This is a genomic window from Variovorax sp. LG9.2 (assembly GCF_035018885.1).
Lineage (GTDB): Bacteria > Pseudomonadota > Gammaproteobacteria > Burkholderiales > Burkholderiaceae_C > Variovorax.
Map to the genome: position 1 here is coordinate 18,296 of NZ_JASJXB010000018.1, position 16,065 is coordinate 34,360.

The window sequence follows — 16,065 nt, forward strand, 5'->3', positions numbered from 1 at the left end:
CTTGCATCCCATCTCAAGCCAGCGGCAGTTCGATAGTGCCAGCCAGCGGAACCTGATCGATGCGCTCGGCGCTGGCGATGACGATAGCGCGCTCAGACGAATTGGCACGTTCTCCCAGCACGCGCCACAGGCAGCGAATCGAGACCGCGTCGAGCGCACTCGTCGGTTCGTCCAGCAAGGTCAGCGCCCGACCGGAAGCCAGCGCGCTCGCCAGCCAGACCTTGCGCTTGGAGCCGGTCGACAACATGTACATCGGCTTGTCGATGTGCGGGGTCAACGAAAACCCATCGACCATGTCTCGCCACGCGCTCTCGTCGAATGCCGCGTCGCCCTCGCGCAAGGTCGCCGTGCATGCGCGCGCCGTCATCTGATCGAAAATCGATGTCCCTGAGTCGACGAAGAACACGTTGCGTCGATAGGCTTCAGGGCTCTCGTCCAATCGCCCGCCCGAGAGCGTCAATCGGCCGCTGGCGGGCTGCACGCCGGCCATGATTCGCAGCAAGGTCGATTTGCCGCCGCCGGTATCGCCGAACATGAGTGTCACGCCGGAGCCGATCGATGCAGACCAACCACTGGCAAGGGGCGGTTGCTCCGGATAAGTGAAGTTCAAATCCTGTATTTGCAGGAAGGGGGGATTCAACGCGATGTTCATCGGCGCCACCGTACCTCAATGCCGAAGCCGACCTGCGGAACCGCCGTTCAGCAGGCTCTTTGTAGGAAAGCTTCTCGTGTTGAGGCCGATACGTCGACGCGTTGCTCCGATGCGCGTTGAATACGCTCTACAAACACACCAACATCCCCGGAGTCACCATGCGCATCCACGTTCTTGCCATCGCCGTTTTATCTTTTGCCGTCCTGAGCGGTGCCGCCGAAGCCAAGGGCTGTCTGAAGGGCGCTGCAGTCGGTGGCGTCGCGGGCCACGTCGCCGGCAAGCATGGCGTATTGGGTGCCGCAGCCGGTTGCGCCATCGGCCACCACGAAGCCGCCAAGAAAGACAGCGAGTCTGCGGCCAAGGCGCAAGCTCAGGCAGCCACGCAATCCGCTGCAGCACCAACCCAGCCGCTGAAGAAATAAGACACCCGCAATCGACCCGCGTCGGCCAGCCGTTCGCTAGTCCGGAACGGACTCGCTGACGGCATCTGTGGGCTGCACAAACAACAACGCGCGCCCGCTTCCGCTCGACTTCGCAAGGTACATCGCCGCATCGGCAGCGCGCAACAGCGCATCGGCGCCCGTACCCGAGGCAGGGTAGAGCCCCACGCCTACGGAAGTGCCGAGGTGGAGCACGTGCCCTTCGATTTGCATCGGCGTGCGAAAGGCGTCGAGCAAGGTTTGCGCGAACATCATCGCGCCCGCCGGCCCGTCGACCTGACGCCTTAGGATCGCGAACTCATCGCCGCCCAGCCTCCCGACCACGTCGGATACATCGACCAGTCGCCGCATGCGATCGGCCACCTGCACCAGCACCTTGTCGCCGATCGCGTGACCGAAGTGATCGTTGATCGACTTGAACTTGTCGAGGTCGATGAAGTACACGGCAAAGATTTCACCGGTGCTTTGTGACTCATCCGTCGCGTCATGCAGCTCTTCGAGAAACACCTCGCGATTGGTCAGAGCGGTGAGACCGTCGTGCTGCGCCATGTGCCGAATACGCTCTTCACTGCGCTTGCGCTCGGTGATGTCGGCATAGGTGCGGACGACGCCGCCGCCTTCGATAGGCACGCTCTGGATTTCCACCACTTGCCCGTTCGGACGCATGCGGTCGTAGCTGTGCGGCCGATCGAGAATGCCGCCGCCACGAACAAAATCGAGCACATCCTGCGGCGTGTGCATGAACTCGTCGCTGGCCCATTGATGCGCCAGCACCTGGCTGAACGTCGGTCGAGACGCCATCAATTCCGGCGGCAGGTCGAGCAGTTCCATTGCACGTCGGTTGCAGACTTCGACCACCCGGTCGGCGTTCACCATCATGATGCCCTGCTCCATCCGGTCGAGCGTGGCTTCGAGCAGCATCGACTTGCTCTGCAACTGCGCCTCACTCTCCCTCGCGCGTGCTTCGGCAACGCTCAGGAGGTGGTGCTGGCGCTTGAGCAAGGTGATGTCGACATGCACGAAAAATCCCTTGCCATCGGGGCTGCGCTGCGCGATCACACGACTCCACCGGTCGCGGGGCAGCGGCAGTTCGAAGGGCGCGCCGGCAAAACGCATGTTGTCGACCAGCGTCGCCAGGCCGCGCTCGTACAGGGCCTGCTCTTCGCTTGCGTGCGCATCCCAGGCGGCGCGGTAGACGTCGGCAAACCCAGTGCCGACCGCCGCTGCCCTCGCAGCCACGCCATACATCGAAACGAATGGCTCGTTGACCCAGAGAATGCGGTCGGCAATATCCGTCACCATCACGCCGTCGGCCACGTGGTCGAGCAGTGTTGCTTCGACAATGACCTGCTCACTTGCCTGTCGGGTGCTGGCCGGTTCGACGTTCATGCCGTCTGCAGACTCCGTGGCTACGCTTACTTCGGGCTCAACCTTCCACAGGCGTACCCGGCACGCTCCCGGCACGGGAAACGCCGTCACCTGGAGGCGCCTGCCCAAATGCTCGAATGAAAAGGGGCGCTGCTGAGTGCGGTGGCGATCCAGGCCTTCCTGCACGTAACGCTCGATCAGCGGCAGCTCGTCCGGGCCCAGGCGCTCCCGATAGAAGCGGCTCAGATTGTCGACGTAAGGCTCACCCACATGAACGTAGGCTGCGTGCTCCGGAAAGAACTTCAGGAACGTCCGGTTCCAGAGCACGGTGGCATCGGCACTGTCGAAGACGCACATCGCAACGCCCAGCCCATCGAAACCTTCGGCCATCGGACGAAGCATGTTCAAGGTCTCGATCTGCCCCGTCTCGGGCGGCATAGGGTTGTCGGCTGCGTTCATTCCACCATCTCCGCATCGAGCTCGGCATCGAACTGTTCGAAGCTCACAGGCCTGCCGAAGAAGTAGCCCTGGCACAACAGGCAACCGTGTTTCTCCAGAAACTCCAGCTGCTCCTGCGTCTCGACCCCTTCGGCGACGATCGACAGATCCAGGCTTTTCGCCATGCCGATGATGGTCTGGATGATGAGTTCGACCTTGGGGTTGACGCCGATGCCATGCACGAAGAACTTATCGATCTTTACCTGATGCAGCGGCAATTGCGTCATGTACGACAGCGACGAAAAACCGGTGCCGAAATCGTCCATCGAAAACTGGATGCCGATGGCGGCCAGCGATCGCATCTTGCGGATCGTCTCGCTCACTTTGTCTTGCAGCAGGCTCTCGGTCAGTTCGAGCTTGAGCCGCGACGGGTCGGCGCCGGTGCGGATCAGCACGTCGCGAACCTGGTCTGCGAAGTCGTCGCGGCGGAACTGGCGCGCACTCACGTTCACCGCGAGCACCAGATGCGACCGCTTCGGATGGTGGCTCCAGCGTTCCAGCTGCGTGCAGGCCTGCTCCAGCGCCCACAAACCGATGGGCACGATCAAGCCGGTCGTCTCGGCCAGCTCGATGAAGCCGGCCGGCGGCACCATGCCGCGATGCGGATGCATCCAGCGGATCAGGACTTCGGCACCTATGACCTCGCCTTCCGAGGTTACCTGCCGCTGGTAGTACAGGACAAACTCTTTGGCCGACATGGCGGTGTGCAGTTCGTTCTCGAGCGTGGCGCGCGCGGTGATGGTGGTCTGCATCGCCGTCTCGAAAAAATGCATGGCGTTGCCGCCCGCCGTCTTGGCGTAGTAGGTGGCGATGTCGGCCTGCTTCAGCAATTCTTCGAGCGACAGGTCCTGCGCGCCGAAGAGCGTGGCGCCGATGCTGCAGGTGATGTGGTGCTGCTGGTTGCCGAGCTCGAACGGCTGCTGCAGTTCCGACAGGATCGCCTCTCCCAATGCCTTGGTCTGCATCGCTGCGACAGCCGGGTCTTCGCTTAGATTCTCCAGCAGCATGACGAATTCGTCGCCGGCCAGCCGGGCCACGGTGTCGCCGTCGCGCATGCTCACCAAAAGCCGGAAGGCAACCTGCTTCAAAAGCAGATCGCCGATGATCTGGCCGCGTGCGTCGTTGAGCGTCTTGAAATGGTCCAGATCCAGAAACAACAAAGCGCCCTGGCGCGGGCGGCGAGCGTTGTTGTCCGTAGCCGCCTGCAACCGATGCAGCAGCAGCCGCCGATTCGGCAGCCCGGTCAGGTTGTCGTAGAACGCCAGATGCTCGATTTCGCGTGCAGCCGATTTGCGCTCGGTGATGTTGCGCAGGATCACGATGAAGCGCGCATCGGCCCCTTCGCCCACGGCCTTGCGCGAGACCGACATTTCGAACCAGGTGGTGCCATGCGCCGCGCGCCGCTCGAACTGGCGTCCGGTCGAAAAGCCCGATACATAAGTCTCTTCGAGCGCCGACATGACTTCGGCTGCGGCATCGGGCGGCAACAGATCCGAGATCAGATTGCCGACCGGGTGCGCCACGTCGATCGCCGGTTCGAGCGTGCGGGGCGAATGAAAGCGATGGCAGCGGCCATCGAGCCCCAGCTCGAGCAGCACGTCGGGCAAGGCGTCGAGCGTGGCCTGCAGTTGCGCCTTGCCGTCGATCACGTCGGCGATGTGACGCCGCCTCTCCGTGACGTCGCGGTACACGCACACCAGGCCGCCATCCGGTGTGCGGCTCTTGACTGCCAGCACGACCTGCCCGCCTTCGAAGGTGAGTTCGCGCTCGCCCTGCCTGGGCCGCTGGCGCCGGTCCGACTCGGTGCGCACGTCGTCGTCCTGATTGACGATCTCGGCGCGCACATGGGGCGCGCCCGCGTCGATGATCCGGTCGAACGGCAACAGCGGCGCCATCATGTTCCGTGCCCATGGGAAGGTGTCGACGAAGCGGCGGTTCCATGCGAGCACGCGATCTTCGGAGTCGAGCAGCACGAAACCGTCGACCATCGACTCGAGTGCCTGGTCGAGCGTGACCCGCGAATGCCATTGCCGCCGAAAGTGCAGCTGCGTCAGGTAGGCCACCCCCAGGATCATGAGCATGAAAACCGCGGCTGCGCCCAGAATGAAAGTGCGCTGCCGTCGCCATTCGTACAAGGCCGAACTCAACGGGATGCTCGCGACGATCAGCAGGTTGCGATGCAACGTCGGCCTCGCCACGACCAAGGCAGGCTCGCCGCTCAGGCGAGCCGGCAGACGCTGCACCTGTCCGGCGCTGCCGCGCTCGCTCAGCGCCGGCAGGATAGGCCGACCCGAAAGGTCGTCGCGCGGCGGCATGCTGGCGAGCATCGGACCTGCATCCTGCTCGAGCGTCACTTCGAGACCCCTGATGTCCGTGCCCTGGGTCAGGACGGTGGTCAGCAGGGACAACTGCACTTCGGCAATGGCCACGATGTGGTTGCCGTCCGCTAGCTGCAGATCGCGTGCGAAATAGACGACTCGCTGCGATGTCAACGAACTCACCGACGGCGTGCTGATCTCCAGCGACGAGGCAGGCTGCGCGAGCACTTGCTGCAGAAAGCCGGTCGGCAGCCGGACCACGAGCCGGGTGCCGCGCCGCTCCGACGTCGCCACCACGTCGCCCCTGGCATCGACGAAGGCGATGTACCTGACCAGCAAGTTTTGCCGCACGATCTTCTGCATCAGCTGTGCCACGTCGGTTCGCGATGCATCGGCTGTGACTGTCGCGAGCGTGGAGGTTTGCAGAGGCTCGCTCAAACTTGCCAGCAACAAGTCGACGCCCAGCAAGCTGCGATTGAGCGCGGCCTCCGAGCCTCTGACGAAGCGTACGGCCTGGCTCTCGCTGTCAGCCAGCGCCTTGTCGCGCATCTCGGATGTCAGGATCACCGCAGTGCCCAGGACGGCCAGCAGGAACAGGGCTGCGACGCCGTAGATGACGGCGATGAATCGGCGAGGCAGCAGGTTATTCACTGGATCGCGGGCGCCTTGATGTCCACCGCGGGACCAATGGTCTTTTCCCACAGTTGAGCGCAGGCTGCGCCGCACCGTTGCACCCAGGGTCCGAGCACGTTGGAGGTGAAGATCTCGCGGCGACGGCGCTCATCCGCAACGGAAGGCCGCGCCACAGTCATCGTGCCGCGCGTGCCGCGAACACAGGTGTCGGCGCCGCTGTTGCAGGCCACGCCGTCGCCGGTTTCACGCTCCGATTCGGCCCACACCGTGGCTTCGAGTTTCGGCAACTCGGTCTTCAGGAGTGCCTTCAAATCCGGCGGCAGCGTGTTCCACATGTCCTTGTTGGCGCCGAACACGGCCAGCCCCCAAGTCACCGGCATCGTGTACAGCGCGCCGGTGATCTTGTGCAGCCCCATGGTGTTGCCCGACATCGCGCCGGTGACGGCGCACTCGGTGTTGTCCGAGTTCATGTTGGACATCAGCGAAGCGAACTCGATGACCACCGGCGTCGCCTTGAGGGCACTGAAGAAATCCGCTTGGCTCACGCTCGAAACACGGGTACGCCGACCGGCGAGATCGGACAACTGCGTCACCGGCCGTTTGCAGAAGATGACCTGCGCCGGATAGACATAGACCGCAAGCAGCTCGACATTGAATCGATCGCGCAAGGTCTTCTCGAGCGTGGGTCGAAAGGCGCCGATGACGCGGCGCATCGTCGCCATGTCGGGATTGAGGCCAGCCAGATCCGCAGCGCCCAGTTCAGGCTCTTCGCTCGACACCTGGCTCAGCAACGCGGTACCGAATGGAATCACACCCAGCTTCATGAGGTTGAGCATCTCCTCACCCGGGACCCCTGCCTGGTTGAACGGCACGATGCTCGCGCTGTATTTGCCGCCGCTCAGACGGGCCAGGTCTTGCGCCCAGAAGCGCTCTTCATGCAACGTGTACTGGTTGACCGCTGCCAGTCCACCGACGATTCGCAGCCGACGTTCAGCGCCTGGTTCGCCCGCGCGCACGAATCCCGTGCCGAGCACGAGTGTTGCGACGTAAGCCAAAAGCATGCATCGCCGCACCGAGGCGAAACAACCGAATTTCATGGTCTCGATCATGGCCTCTAACTGGCCAAAGACACATCAAATTACAACCAATCGACGCACATTTTTCACGCGACGTGGTCTCCACGCGCCAGGTAATGCCGCGCCTTGTCTGCATACATGGCCTTGTCGGCGCGCTGAAGTGCCGAATCGAGGTGCTCGCGTGCTTCGCAGGTCGCTGTGCCGATGGCGAAGCTCAACACATGACCGCTTTGCCCGGAATAGAACTGGTTGTTGAGTTCGAGCAAGGAGAGGATCCGGTCGCGCATCGCTTCGGCACCCCGCTCGTCGGTCTTGGGCATCAGCACCGCGAACTCGTCGCCACCGATGCGCGCAGGCCAGGCCGGCGCATCCACCGCCATGCTCAACACCTCGCCCGCGCGCCGCAGCAACACGTCGCCGGCGGCGTGGCCGGCTTCATCGTTGACGTGTTTGAGCCCGTTGAGGTCGATGGCCAGCATCGACACCGGCCACGGGCCTTTGCGTGAAAGCCGGTTGAGCTCTTCGGAATAAAAAGTGCGGTTGTTCAACTGGGTCAGCACGTCGTGCTTTCCGAGGTATTCGAGGTAGGCCTCGGCCTTCTTGCGGGCGGTGATGTCGACCAGCGACACCAGCACCAGATCCCATGTGGCAAGTCGGTCTTCAAGCACGGCGAACTGCATGTGGATGTTGATGGTGTCGCCCGCCAGCGAGTAGTTGACGACCTCGCGCTGCTGCAGCGTCTTGCCATTCCACAGGTCTTGCAACTGGTCGGCGAAAGACTCCGTCATTTCGTCGCGAAAAACGCGCGAGAGGTTGTGCAGCAGCATGTCCTTGTCGGTGGCCACGAACATTCGCAATGTTTCGCGGTTGACGTCGATGACGCGGATCTCCTGCATGCAGCGCGTGACGAACTCGGGGTGCACCTTGATGAAGGTCGCAAAGTCGTCGATGCCGCGCTCGCGGATGTCGTCCAGCAACAGCTTGACTGCGCTGAAGTCTTCGACCCACAGCGAGACCGGCGAGTGCTCGAACAGGCCGCGCGCATAGTGCTCGCTCTCGATGCGCTCCCGCTCCGCACGGACGCGTTCGGTGATGTCGTCGAGCGACACCAGCACGCGATCCCATGTGGTCTCGTGACCCGGCAGCACCCGCACGCGCACCTGCACGTCGAGGCGGCGGCCGTCCAGCGCGTAGTTCACCGTCTGGTTGTCGAAGCACAGATGGCCTTGCCACAGTTGCGTCAGTTCGTGGACGACTGGCGCAGCCATGTCGCCGCGAAACACCTTGTCGAGTTGCGACAGCAAATGCTCCTGCGAGTCGGCCGAAAAGAGAGAAAGCGTACTTTGGTTGACACGCAGCACGCGCCACTGCGCCATGCATTCACGAACCCGTTCAGGGTCTGCTTCAAGATGCGCTGCAATGTCCTCGACGCCCTCGGCGCGCCAGCGGTCGAACAACTGCTTCAACCCGCTGTAGTCCTCCAGCCAGAGGGACACGGGGGCCAGGTCGAACATCGATTCAAAATCGGTCATGGACTCCATCGGTCGGCAATTCCTCTGTCTTGATGACAGACGTTAAACGTTGCTGGTCGCGCGCACTTCGTCGATCGTGGTCTGGCCCGCCAGCACCTTGTCGATGCCGTCTTGCCGCAGCGTTCGCATGCCTTCGCGCATGGCGGTCTCTTGCAGCTCTTCGGCGCGCGCGCCGTTTTGCACCAGGCGGCGCAGCGGGCGCGACATGACCATCAGTTCATGAATGCCGACGCGCCCCTTGAATCCGGTGTCGCCGCACTGCTTGCAGCCCACGCTTTGGTACATCTGCAGCGCGCCGTCACGGGCAGAACGCGTGAGCCAGCCGCTGCGCACGGTGTCGTGATCGGCCGCCATCTCCGTCGCTCCGAAGGAGTGCATGTAGTCCGACAGCAACTCGTCGACCTCGGCCCCGGTCGCCGGTCGGCTGGTCACGCAATGCGTGCACAGGCGGCGCACCAGACGCTGCGCCAGCACCGCCAGCAACGAGTCCGCGAAGTTGAACGGGTCCATGCCCATGTCGAGCAGCCGCGTCACGGTCTCGGGCGCGCTGTTGGTGTGCAGCGTAGACAGCACCAGGTGGCCGGTAAGCGACGCTTCGATGGCGGTCTTGGCGGTTTCTTCGTCGCGGATTTCGCCGACCATGATCACGTCGGGATCGGCCCGCACGAAAGCCCGCAGCGCCTTCGCAAAGGTCCAGTCGATGCGCGGATTGATCTGCACTTGCCGCAAACCGACCTGCGTGATCTCGATCGGGTCTTCGGCCGTCCATATCTTCCGCTCGGGCGTGTTGATGTGCATCAGAGCCGAGTGCAGCGTCGTGGTCTTGCCGGAGCCCGTAGGTCCCACGCAAAGCACCATGCCGTAAGGCCGTTCGATTGCCGCCTTGAGCTGCGCCAGGTTGCGCTCCGACAAGCCCAGCGCGTCGAGCGCGATCGGCTTGGCAGAGGCCAGCAACCGCATCACCACGTCTTCCAGGCCGTTGTTGGTCGGCACGGTCGCCACCCGCAGTTCAAGCCGATGCTGTGGTGAAAACTTCGAGAAATTGATCTTGCCGTCTTGCGGCTTGCGCTTCTCGCTGATGTCGAGATCGCACATGATCTTGATGCGGGCGATGAGCGCGTTGCGGTAGTTTGGCGGCAGTTCCAGGTACGTGTAGAGCCGGCCGTCGCGCCTGAAACGGATGCGGATCTTTTCGCGGCCCGGATAGCTCTCGATATGAATGTCGGACACGCCCTCGCGATGCGCTTCCAGGATCATGCGGTTGATCATCCGCACCAGCGAGTTGTCGGACTGCTCGATCGGCGCGTCTTCGTCGGACGAAGGCTGGCCTTCTTTTTCGAGCGTCTCCAGCAGCTCGTTGGTGCCGGTGATGTCGAACTCGATCGGCCGGTCGAGGTCGGCGCTCGCCGGTCCCACTTCGGTCGCACCGATCTTCTCGTAGGCCTTGAACAGGATCGCGTTGAGGTCGGCGTATTGCCCGAGCACCGGCACCACCTTGATGCCGGCGATGAATTCCGCCTCGTCGATGGCCGCGTGCCGGTTGGCCGGATCGTCGAGCGCCACGATCAGACGCCCTTCGTTCACCATCAGCGGCATGACCTGAAGGCGTCGTGCGGCACCGTGGCTGATCTTTCGCAGTGCCTCCGCCGCGGGCGTAAAGAGCTGCAGATTGACCAGTGGATATCCCATCTTGCGGGCCAGTGCAGTCTGCAGGTCCAGCCGCTTGATGACGCCCATGCGAATCAGCGTTTCGCCGAGCGGCACGGTACGGTCGAACTGTTGCTGGGCCAGGCCGTCGCGCAACTGCTCTTCGGTGATGAGGCCGAGCGAGATCAGCGCCTGGCCGATGCGTACCATCGGCATGCGGCTCTGTGCTTCGAGTTGCGCCACCAGTTGCTCCGGTGTAACGACTTCGGCTGACAGCACGGACTCGCTCTCGCGATCCGGCGATGCCGCACCGGAAGCCTGGTCCTCGGCTGGTTCCACGTCGAGCGGCTGCAAGCTCAAGGAAGGTTCGGCAGGCGCGTCTGGCGCCGATGCATCCGGCTCGGACAACAACACTTCCTTGAAGCTGCTGCGCGGCACGAAAAGCCGCACCACCGAGTTCTTGTCTTCACCGGCGACAAAAAGAAAAAGCCCCGGAGCGGTCTTGCGCTGGCCCAGCGATTCGCCCTCTAAAACACTGCCGTCGTTCCAGGTGATCTTGAAGGACGACCACTTCGCGGTGCCGGCGGCGGTCCCGATGGACAGTGGCCGTGTCAGGCGCAGCATGCGGAACTGATTGAAGCGCACGGTGGTCGCTCGGCTCGACTGATTGAGCTGCACATGAACCGCTTCTTCTTTCGGCAAGAAGCGCGTCAGCTTGCCAACCACGCGCTGGTTGTTCGCGCCAAAGAACTCGCAGGCCGGCGCGTCGTTGATGACGGCGTTCGGTGCGAAGCCCGGCGCGACCGGGTTCGGCCACGTGAAGCCACTGGCTTGGGCAGACTCGTCGGCGGGGCTTTCCAGAGCGGCCGCCCCGGCTGAAGATGGCTTTTCAACTTGCATCCCGGCGATGCTACGCCTGCTGAAACGCAGTCCGAGTCGGTCCCGGCATTTTTTGAAAGTCACAGGGAGTCAAAACGCCGCAAGCATGTCGCTCGCAAGTTCCTCGAAGAGCTGCATGTGCAGTTCGAAGGCGCGGCGGGCCTCGGCCACGATGGCTCGCGCAGTCGCTTCGGCAGGCTGCAGTTGTTCGAGCCCTTCCCGGTAGGCACGCTTCAACTGCACCGTTTCTTCCGATGTGCCGAACTCATAGAACGCTGTCCCTTGTCCGGGCGGCAGCGCCATGCTGTCGCGCACGATGCGTCGCAGCATCTGCCCGCCGCTCAGGTCGCCGAGGTAGCGCACGTAGCTGTGCGCGGCCAGCAATTCGGGCTGTGCTTCGTCCAGCGTGCAAAGTCGCGCCACGTAGTCCACGGTGGCCGGCTGCATGGCGTAGGCATCGGCCCAACCGGCGCCGTGCAGTGCGTCGAGGTCGGCTTGCAACGGCCCTTCGCGCCGCAACTGGGAAAAGGACAAAGGAGACAGAAGCGGATCGCTCGCATGCCGCTCGAGCGCCGGCTCCAGCGCGGCATAGATCGCATGCAGGTTGCGCAGCATGGCGCAGTAGGCCTGTCGTTCCATCCGCCCGCGGAGCAACGCGCCCATGAAGGCGCTGCGCTCGGCTTGTGTATGCAATTCGCGGGTTTCGGTTCTGAGGGATTCGGAAAGACTGGGCTTCAAGCCGGACTCCCCGTGGCCGACATGGCCACGCATCCCTTCGATCATAGGCAGCGGAACGACCCGCATGCGCGAACCGCAACAAGCGAGCGATGTCACTTCGCGCCAATCCGATCGAGCTTCGCGACCGCATCGCTGTCCAGCGTCAGATCGACCGCTGCCAGGTTCTCGTGCAGATGCCCCACAGACGATGTGCCGGGAATCAGCAGGATGTTCGGTGCACGTTGCAGCAGCCACGCCAGAGCGACCTGCATCGGCGTCGCGCCCAGCGAACTGGCAACGTCGGACAGAGCCGTCGACTGCAATGGGGTGAAGCCGCCGAGCGGAAAGAACGGCACGTAGGCGGTGCCGTATTTCGCGAGGTCGTCGATCAACGCGTCGTCGTCCCGATGCGCCAGGTTGTACAGATTCTGCACGCAGGCGATCTTGCAGATGCGGCGTCCATCGGCGATCTGCGTGGGCGTCACGTTGCTCAGGCCGATGTGATGCACCAGGCCTTGCCGTTGCAGTTCGGCCAGGGCGGCGAGCGGCTCTTCCAGCGAGCCCTCGGCTGGCCCATGCACGTCGAGCATGCTGCGCAGGTTGACGACTTCCAGCACGTCGAGCCCGAGGTTGCGCAGGTTGTCGTGCACGGCCTGCGTCAGCTCCTTGGGCGACATGGCCGGAATCCACGAGCCGTCTTCGCCGCGGCGGGCACTGATCTTCGTGACGATGACCAGATCGTCGCGGTAGGGGTGCAGCGCCTCGCGGATGATCTGGTTGGTGATGTGCGGGCCGTAGAAGTCGCTGGTATCGATGTGGTCGACGCCGCTTTCGACGGCAGCACGCAGCACCGCGACAGCGCCTGCGCGGTCCTTCGGCGGCCCGAAGACGCCGGGGCCTGCGAGCTGCATCGCGCCGTAGCCGACGCGCTTGACGGTGCGGACACCGAGAGTGAATGTTCCTGCTTTTCCGATATCGATCACGATGGTTCCTTTGCGGTTTGACTTGGCGTCTGGCGATCAATGTAGGTCGCATCGACTCGGGCGATAAGATGCCGCGCTCGGCACAGGCTGTACGGAATCTCGAACAATGGCGGCAGACCTCGGTGATCTCACGGCGCTGGTCGCGGTCGCGCGTGCAGGCGGCTTTCGCGAAGCGGCCCGCCTCACCGGCAGCAGTGCCTCCAGCCTCAGCGAAGCGGTTCGCCGACTCGAAACCCGGCTCGGCGTGCGGCTGCTCAACCGCACCACCCGCAGCGTCGCGCCGACCGAAGCCGGTGCGCGGCTCATCGACCGGCTCGGCCCGGCGCTGCTCGAGGTGGAGGCCGCACTCGACGTCGTCAACGGCTTCAGGGATCGCCCCGCGGGCACGCTCAGGCTCAACGTGCCGATCAGCGCCGTGCGCCTCGTGTTGCCACGCATCGTGCCGCCGTTTCTGGCGGCCTACCCCGACATCGTTCTCGACATCGTGGCCGATGACAGCTTCGTCGACATGCTCGCGGCCGGCTGCGACGCTGGCATCCGTTACGACGAACGGCTAGAGCAGGACATGATCGCCATCCCCATCGGCCCGCGCGAACAGCGCTACGCGACAGCGGCATCCCCGACGTATCTCGACCGCCGCGGCCGCCCCGAGCATCCGCGCGACTTGCTCGACCACGACTGCTTGCGCGGCCGCTTCGCCAGCGGTGCGATGCCGGTCTGGGAGTTCGAGCGCGACGGCGAGGTCGTGAAGGTGGACCCCACCGGACCGCTCATCGTGCGCATTGGTGCCGCCGTCGACCTCGCCGTCGATGCCGCGATCGCGGGCACAGGCGTAATCCAGCTGTTCGACGACTGGTTGAAACCGCACCTCGACAGCGGCGCGCTGGAGCCGGTGCTGCAGTCATGGTGGCCGCGGTTCTCAGGCCCGTTCCTCTACTACCCTGGCCGCCGATATCTGCCGGCGCCGCTGCGGGCGTTTGTTGATTTCATCCGGGTTTCGTAGATCAAGATTGAACAAAACCGGCATTTTGCAAAGCAATAGGGAAGCACTGGCCGCGTCGGCGAATCCGGCCCACGACCTCGCGGCGCTCGAAGGTGAAGTTCAGGCGGCTTCGCGCAGGGGAGCCAAGAGCCATGCCTGAAGGCGCCGTGCCTGGACCTAGTTTCTACCGCCTATAAGTCCGTTGTCGAGATCGACGGACATCCATGGGTGGTCAAGTTCGGTGAGGGGGAAGACGAAGACACGCCTCTCATCGAGCAGGCCACGATGCCGGAAATCGCCTCGGTGGTCGAAGACTGGCACAGGTGATCTGATGGCCGACGGCATACCGCCGACGCCGAACGTCAAGCGCCCGCTCGCACGCTGCCGAAATCGGTGAAGGCGTCGATGACGCCATCGGCATCGACATCGCGCACCGGCTCCCCGTGGTTGTAGCCATAGGTCACCAGCACGACGGGGCAACCGGCCGCGCGCGCGGCGCGCGCATCGTTGCTGGAGTCACCGAGCATCAGCGTGCGGGCTGGTGACGTTCCGAGGTATTCGCAAGTCTTCACCAACGGCATTGGATCGGGCTTTTTGCGCTCGAACGCATCGCCACCGAACACCACCTCGAAGAAGCCGTCGAGTCCTTTTGCCGCCAGCAGCGGACGCGCGAAATCGGTCGGTTTGTTGGTGATGCAGGCCAGGCGCAACCCGCGGGACCGAAACAGTTCCAGGCCCTCGCGCACGCCCGGAAAAACGGCTGACTGCTGCCCGTTGACGAGGCGGTAGTGATACTGGTAAGACGTCCAGGCCCGATCGAAGAGCGACGCTGTTCGCGCGGCTACGGTTGGCGCGAGCACATGGTCGAGTACCGAACTGATCAGGTGTTCGGAACCCTTGCCGACCATCGGCTCGACGGTCTCGGCGGTGATGCCGGGCAGGCCGAGTTCGTTCAGCATGAGGCCGAGAGCGGCCACGAAATCGCCCAGCGTGTCGACCATCGTTCCGTCGAGGTCGATGATCGTGGCGTCGTAGCGAGACAGGTCGAAGACAAGTGATTTCACGACGCCGATTTTATTTGCGCTCGGCGTCGACCCTGGCGGCTGTTACCGCTTGGCTGCGCGCAGCGCGGCGCGCAAGGCCAGATAGCCTGCCACCCACGCGGCGGCAGTGTCGGTTTCCGGCTCGCCGATCCGCCTCGGCTTGAAGCTGAATCCATCCTCCAACGAGCCGTCTTCCTCGAGCAACATCCAGTGGAATTCCCCTGGCTCTAGCTCCTTGACAGCGAGAGCCAACGATGTGGCGGCGTTCATATGTGCTTCCCGTGTTTACGTGAAGTCGACAGTTTCTGGCTGAGAAGTTGCATCTCATAGGAAGCTGTGCACAGAATCCGGCCTCAATTTCGGGCCAGCTGCATCATTCGTCCAACAGTGTCGAATGTTTCTCATTGTTCGATAACGAACATACCTAATGTGCTTCGAGTGAGCTGCCTGCAGCTATTTGCGCCGTAACTGCAGGGGCACATCCGGCGCAGTCGGTACGTGTTCTTCCAGGTCGTCGACGATCCAGTTCGGCACTGAAGAAACCCCTTGGGCAACCACCTCGCTGTATTGCTGATCTCCCGACACAAAACACATCGCACATCCACCGAGGTCAACGACGTCACCGTCGGCCAGAGTCTGCGTCACCACGCGCTGGCCATTGACGAAAGTGCCGTTACGGCTGTTGGTATCACGGATGGTCACGAAGGCTGCATCGACAGTGATCACCGCATGTCGACGGCTCGCAGCGATGTCGTGGAGCACGATGTCGTTATGCAGGCTTCGGCCGAGGGTGGTTTCCGGGGCGGTCAACTCGACCGATTCAAGGTCGCCACCGGATCTCGTCAGTATCAGTTTGGGCATGGTGTCCAACGCCGGGTTGGCAACCGAAAAGTCCGCCGCGACCTGCGAGCTTCATGATAACCACGCGGCCCGCACCGGCGCAGCAGCTTGCGCGATCAGTGTCCTGCGCGGGAGCGGTGTAGCGCCTCGGAGCGCGACTCGATCACCGCGTAGTCAGCGACCGCAGCCAGCAGCAAATCCGCGTCGACACGGTGCTTTCTTGCACTCGCACGCACGTCGTCTGCCAGTGCGGTCGACGGATCTCCTTGCGCGCTGCCGAGCCGCGTCGTCGCCGCCGAGAAGGTCTCGGCGAGATCGCGAATTTGCTGCGTATACCGGGCGGCATAGCCTTCCAGCAGCTGCTCGATGCTGGAATCCTGCACTGCACTCCCGGTGACAGCGGATTTTTCAGATTTGTCGAACGTCATGCGACGCACTCTACGGTCAATCCAAAGGC

At 63.3% G+C, this 16,065-nt stretch carries 14 protein-coding genes; 2 read left to right on the forward strand and 12 right to left on the reverse strand.

Going from position 1 to position 16,065, the window contains the following annotated elements; translation table 11 throughout:
* Positions 1-13: 13 nt before the first annotated feature.
* On the reverse strand, positions 14-652 hold the full coding sequence (locus tag QN413_RS17800) for an ABC transporter ATP-binding protein (RefSeq protein WP_323497902.1): 639 nt from the start codon (positions 650-652) through the stop codon (positions 14-16).
* A 158-nt stretch (positions 653-810) separates the two neighbouring features.
* On the opposite strand from QN413_RS17800, the gene QN413_RS17805 reads away from it, so the two are divergent.
* Positions 811-1,074 (forward strand): hypothetical protein, encoded by a 264-nt coding sequence (locus QN413_RS17805; protein ID WP_323497903.1) that lies wholly within the window; start codon positions 811-813, stop codon positions 1,072-1,074.
* A 36-nt stretch (positions 1,075-1,110) separates the two neighbouring features.
* On the opposite strand, the gene QN413_RS17810 is transcribed toward QN413_RS17805, so the two are convergent.
* The 7 genes from QN413_RS17810 to QN413_RS17840 form a co-directional block, all read right to left on the reverse strand.
* Positions 1,111-2,919 carry a PAS-domain containing protein gene (locus tag QN413_RS17810; RefSeq protein WP_323497904.1) on the reverse strand — a complete coding sequence of 603 codons (1,809 nt, stop codon included), beginning with the start codon at positions 2,917-2,919 and terminating at the stop codon, positions 1,111-1,113.
* A complete protein-coding gene (locus tag QN413_RS17815) occupies positions 2,916-5,927 on the reverse strand; it encodes an EAL domain-containing protein (RefSeq protein ID WP_323497905.1) in 3,012 nt (1,003 codons plus the stop codon). Before QN413_RS17815 ends, QN413_RS17810 begins: the two co-directional genes overlap by 4 nt.
* The gene (locus QN413_RS17820) at positions 5,924-7,006 is read right to left on the reverse strand and encodes a TRAP transporter substrate-binding protein (RefSeq protein WP_323497906.1); all 1,083 of its coding nucleotides are present in this window, start codon (positions 7,004-7,006) and stop codon (positions 5,924-5,926) included. Before QN413_RS17820 ends, QN413_RS17815 begins: the two co-directional genes overlap by 4 nt.
* A gap of 65 nt (positions 7,007-7,071) precedes the next feature.
* Positions 7,072-8,526: a diguanylate cyclase domain-containing protein gene (locus QN413_RS17825; RefSeq protein ID WP_323497907.1), complete on the reverse strand. Its 1,455-nt coding sequence runs from the start codon at positions 8,524-8,526 to the stop codon at positions 7,072-7,074.
* 33 nt (positions 8,527-8,559) lie between these two features.
* Positions 8,560-10,443 carry a GspE/PulE family protein gene (locus QN413_RS17830; RefSeq protein WP_416352203.1) on the reverse strand — a complete coding sequence of 628 codons (1,884 nt, stop codon included), beginning with the start codon at positions 10,441-10,443 and terminating at the stop codon, positions 8,560-8,562.
* Positions 10,444-11,133: 690 nt separating this feature from the next.
* Entirely contained in the window at positions 11,134-11,847 is a 714-nt protein-coding gene (locus QN413_RS17835; protein WP_323497909.1) for a biliverdin-producing heme oxygenase, read from the reverse strand.
* 26 nt (positions 11,848-11,873) lie between these two features.
* Positions 11,874-12,743: an aldo/keto reductase family oxidoreductase gene (locus QN413_RS17840; protein WP_323497910.1), complete on the reverse strand. Its 870-nt coding sequence runs from the start codon at positions 12,741-12,743 to the stop codon at positions 11,874-11,876.
* 106 nt (positions 12,744-12,849) lie between these two features.
* On the opposite strand from QN413_RS17840, the gene QN413_RS17845 reads away from it, so the two are divergent.
* Positions 12,850-13,746 carry a LysR family transcriptional regulator gene (locus QN413_RS17845; RefSeq protein ID WP_323497911.1) on the forward strand — a complete coding sequence of 299 codons (897 nt, stop codon included), beginning with the start codon at positions 12,850-12,852 and terminating at the stop codon, positions 13,744-13,746.
* 341 nt (positions 13,747-14,087) lie between these two features.
* Here QN413_RS17845 and gph read toward each other — a convergent pair whose 3' ends face one another.
* From gph to QN413_RS17865, 4 genes are all read right to left on the reverse strand, one after another.
* On the reverse strand, positions 14,088-14,789 hold the full coding sequence (gene gph / locus QN413_RS17850; RefSeq protein WP_323497912.1) for a phosphoglycolate phosphatase: 702 nt from the start codon (positions 14,787-14,789) through the stop codon (positions 14,088-14,090).
* A 42-nt stretch (positions 14,790-14,831) separates the two neighbouring features.
* Positions 14,832-15,038, reverse strand: a complete 207-nt coding sequence (locus QN413_RS17855) for a hypothetical protein (RefSeq protein ID WP_323497913.1) — start codon at positions 15,036-15,038, stop codon at positions 14,832-14,834.
* A 183-nt stretch (positions 15,039-15,221) separates the two neighbouring features.
* Positions 15,222-15,629, reverse strand: a complete 408-nt coding sequence (locus QN413_RS17860; RefSeq protein WP_323497969.1) for an FHA domain-containing protein — start codon at positions 15,627-15,629, stop codon at positions 15,222-15,224.
* 95 nt (positions 15,630-15,724) lie between these two features.
* Positions 15,725-16,036, reverse strand: coding sequence for a hypothetical protein (locus QN413_RS17865; protein ID WP_323497914.1), 312 nt, complete (start codon positions 16,034-16,036; stop codon positions 15,725-15,727).
* Positions 16,037-16,065 lie beyond the last annotated feature (29 nt).

What these genes read in the sequence shown, in the direction of transcription:
- QN413_RS17865 (WP_323497914.1), bottom strand. Translation starts at nt 16,036, where the DNA reads ATGACGTTCGACAAATCTGAAAAATCCGCTGTCACCGGGAGTGCAGTG.
- QN413_RS17845 (WP_323497911.1), top strand. Translation starts at nt 12,850, where the DNA reads ATGGCGGCAGACCTCGGTGATCTCACGGCGCTGGTCGCGGTCGCGCGT.
- QN413_RS17810 (WP_323497904.1), bottom strand. Translation starts at nt 2,919, where the DNA reads ATGAACGCAGCCGACAACCCTATGCCGCCCGAGACGGGGCAGATCGAG.
- QN413_RS17820 (WP_323497906.1), bottom strand. Translation starts at nt 7,006, where the DNA reads ATGAAATTCGGTTGTTTCGCCTCGGTGCGGCGATGCATGCTTTTGGCT.
- QN413_RS17835 (WP_323497909.1), bottom strand. Translation starts at nt 11,847, where the DNA reads ATGCGGGTCGTTCCGCTGCCTATGATCGAAGGGATGCGTGGCCATGTC.
- QN413_RS17855 (WP_323497913.1), bottom strand. Translation starts at nt 15,038, where the DNA reads ATGAACGCCGCCACATCGTTGGCTCTCGCTGTCAAGGAGCTAGAGCCA.
- QN413_RS17805 (WP_323497903.1), top strand. Translation starts at nt 811, where the DNA reads ATGCGCATCCACGTTCTTGCCATCGCCGTTTTATCTTTTGCCGTCCTG.
- QN413_RS17825 (WP_323497907.1), bottom strand. Translation starts at nt 8,526, where the DNA reads ATGGAGTCCATGACCGATTTTGAATCGATGTTCGACCTGGCCCCCGTG.
- QN413_RS17860 (WP_323497969.1), bottom strand. Translation starts at nt 15,629, where the DNA reads ATGCCCAAACTGATACTGACGAGATCCGGTGGCGACCTTGAATCGGTC.
- QN413_RS17800 (WP_323497902.1), bottom strand. Translation starts at nt 652, where the DNA reads ATGAACATCGCGTTGAATCCCCCCTTCCTGCAAATACAGGATTTGAAC.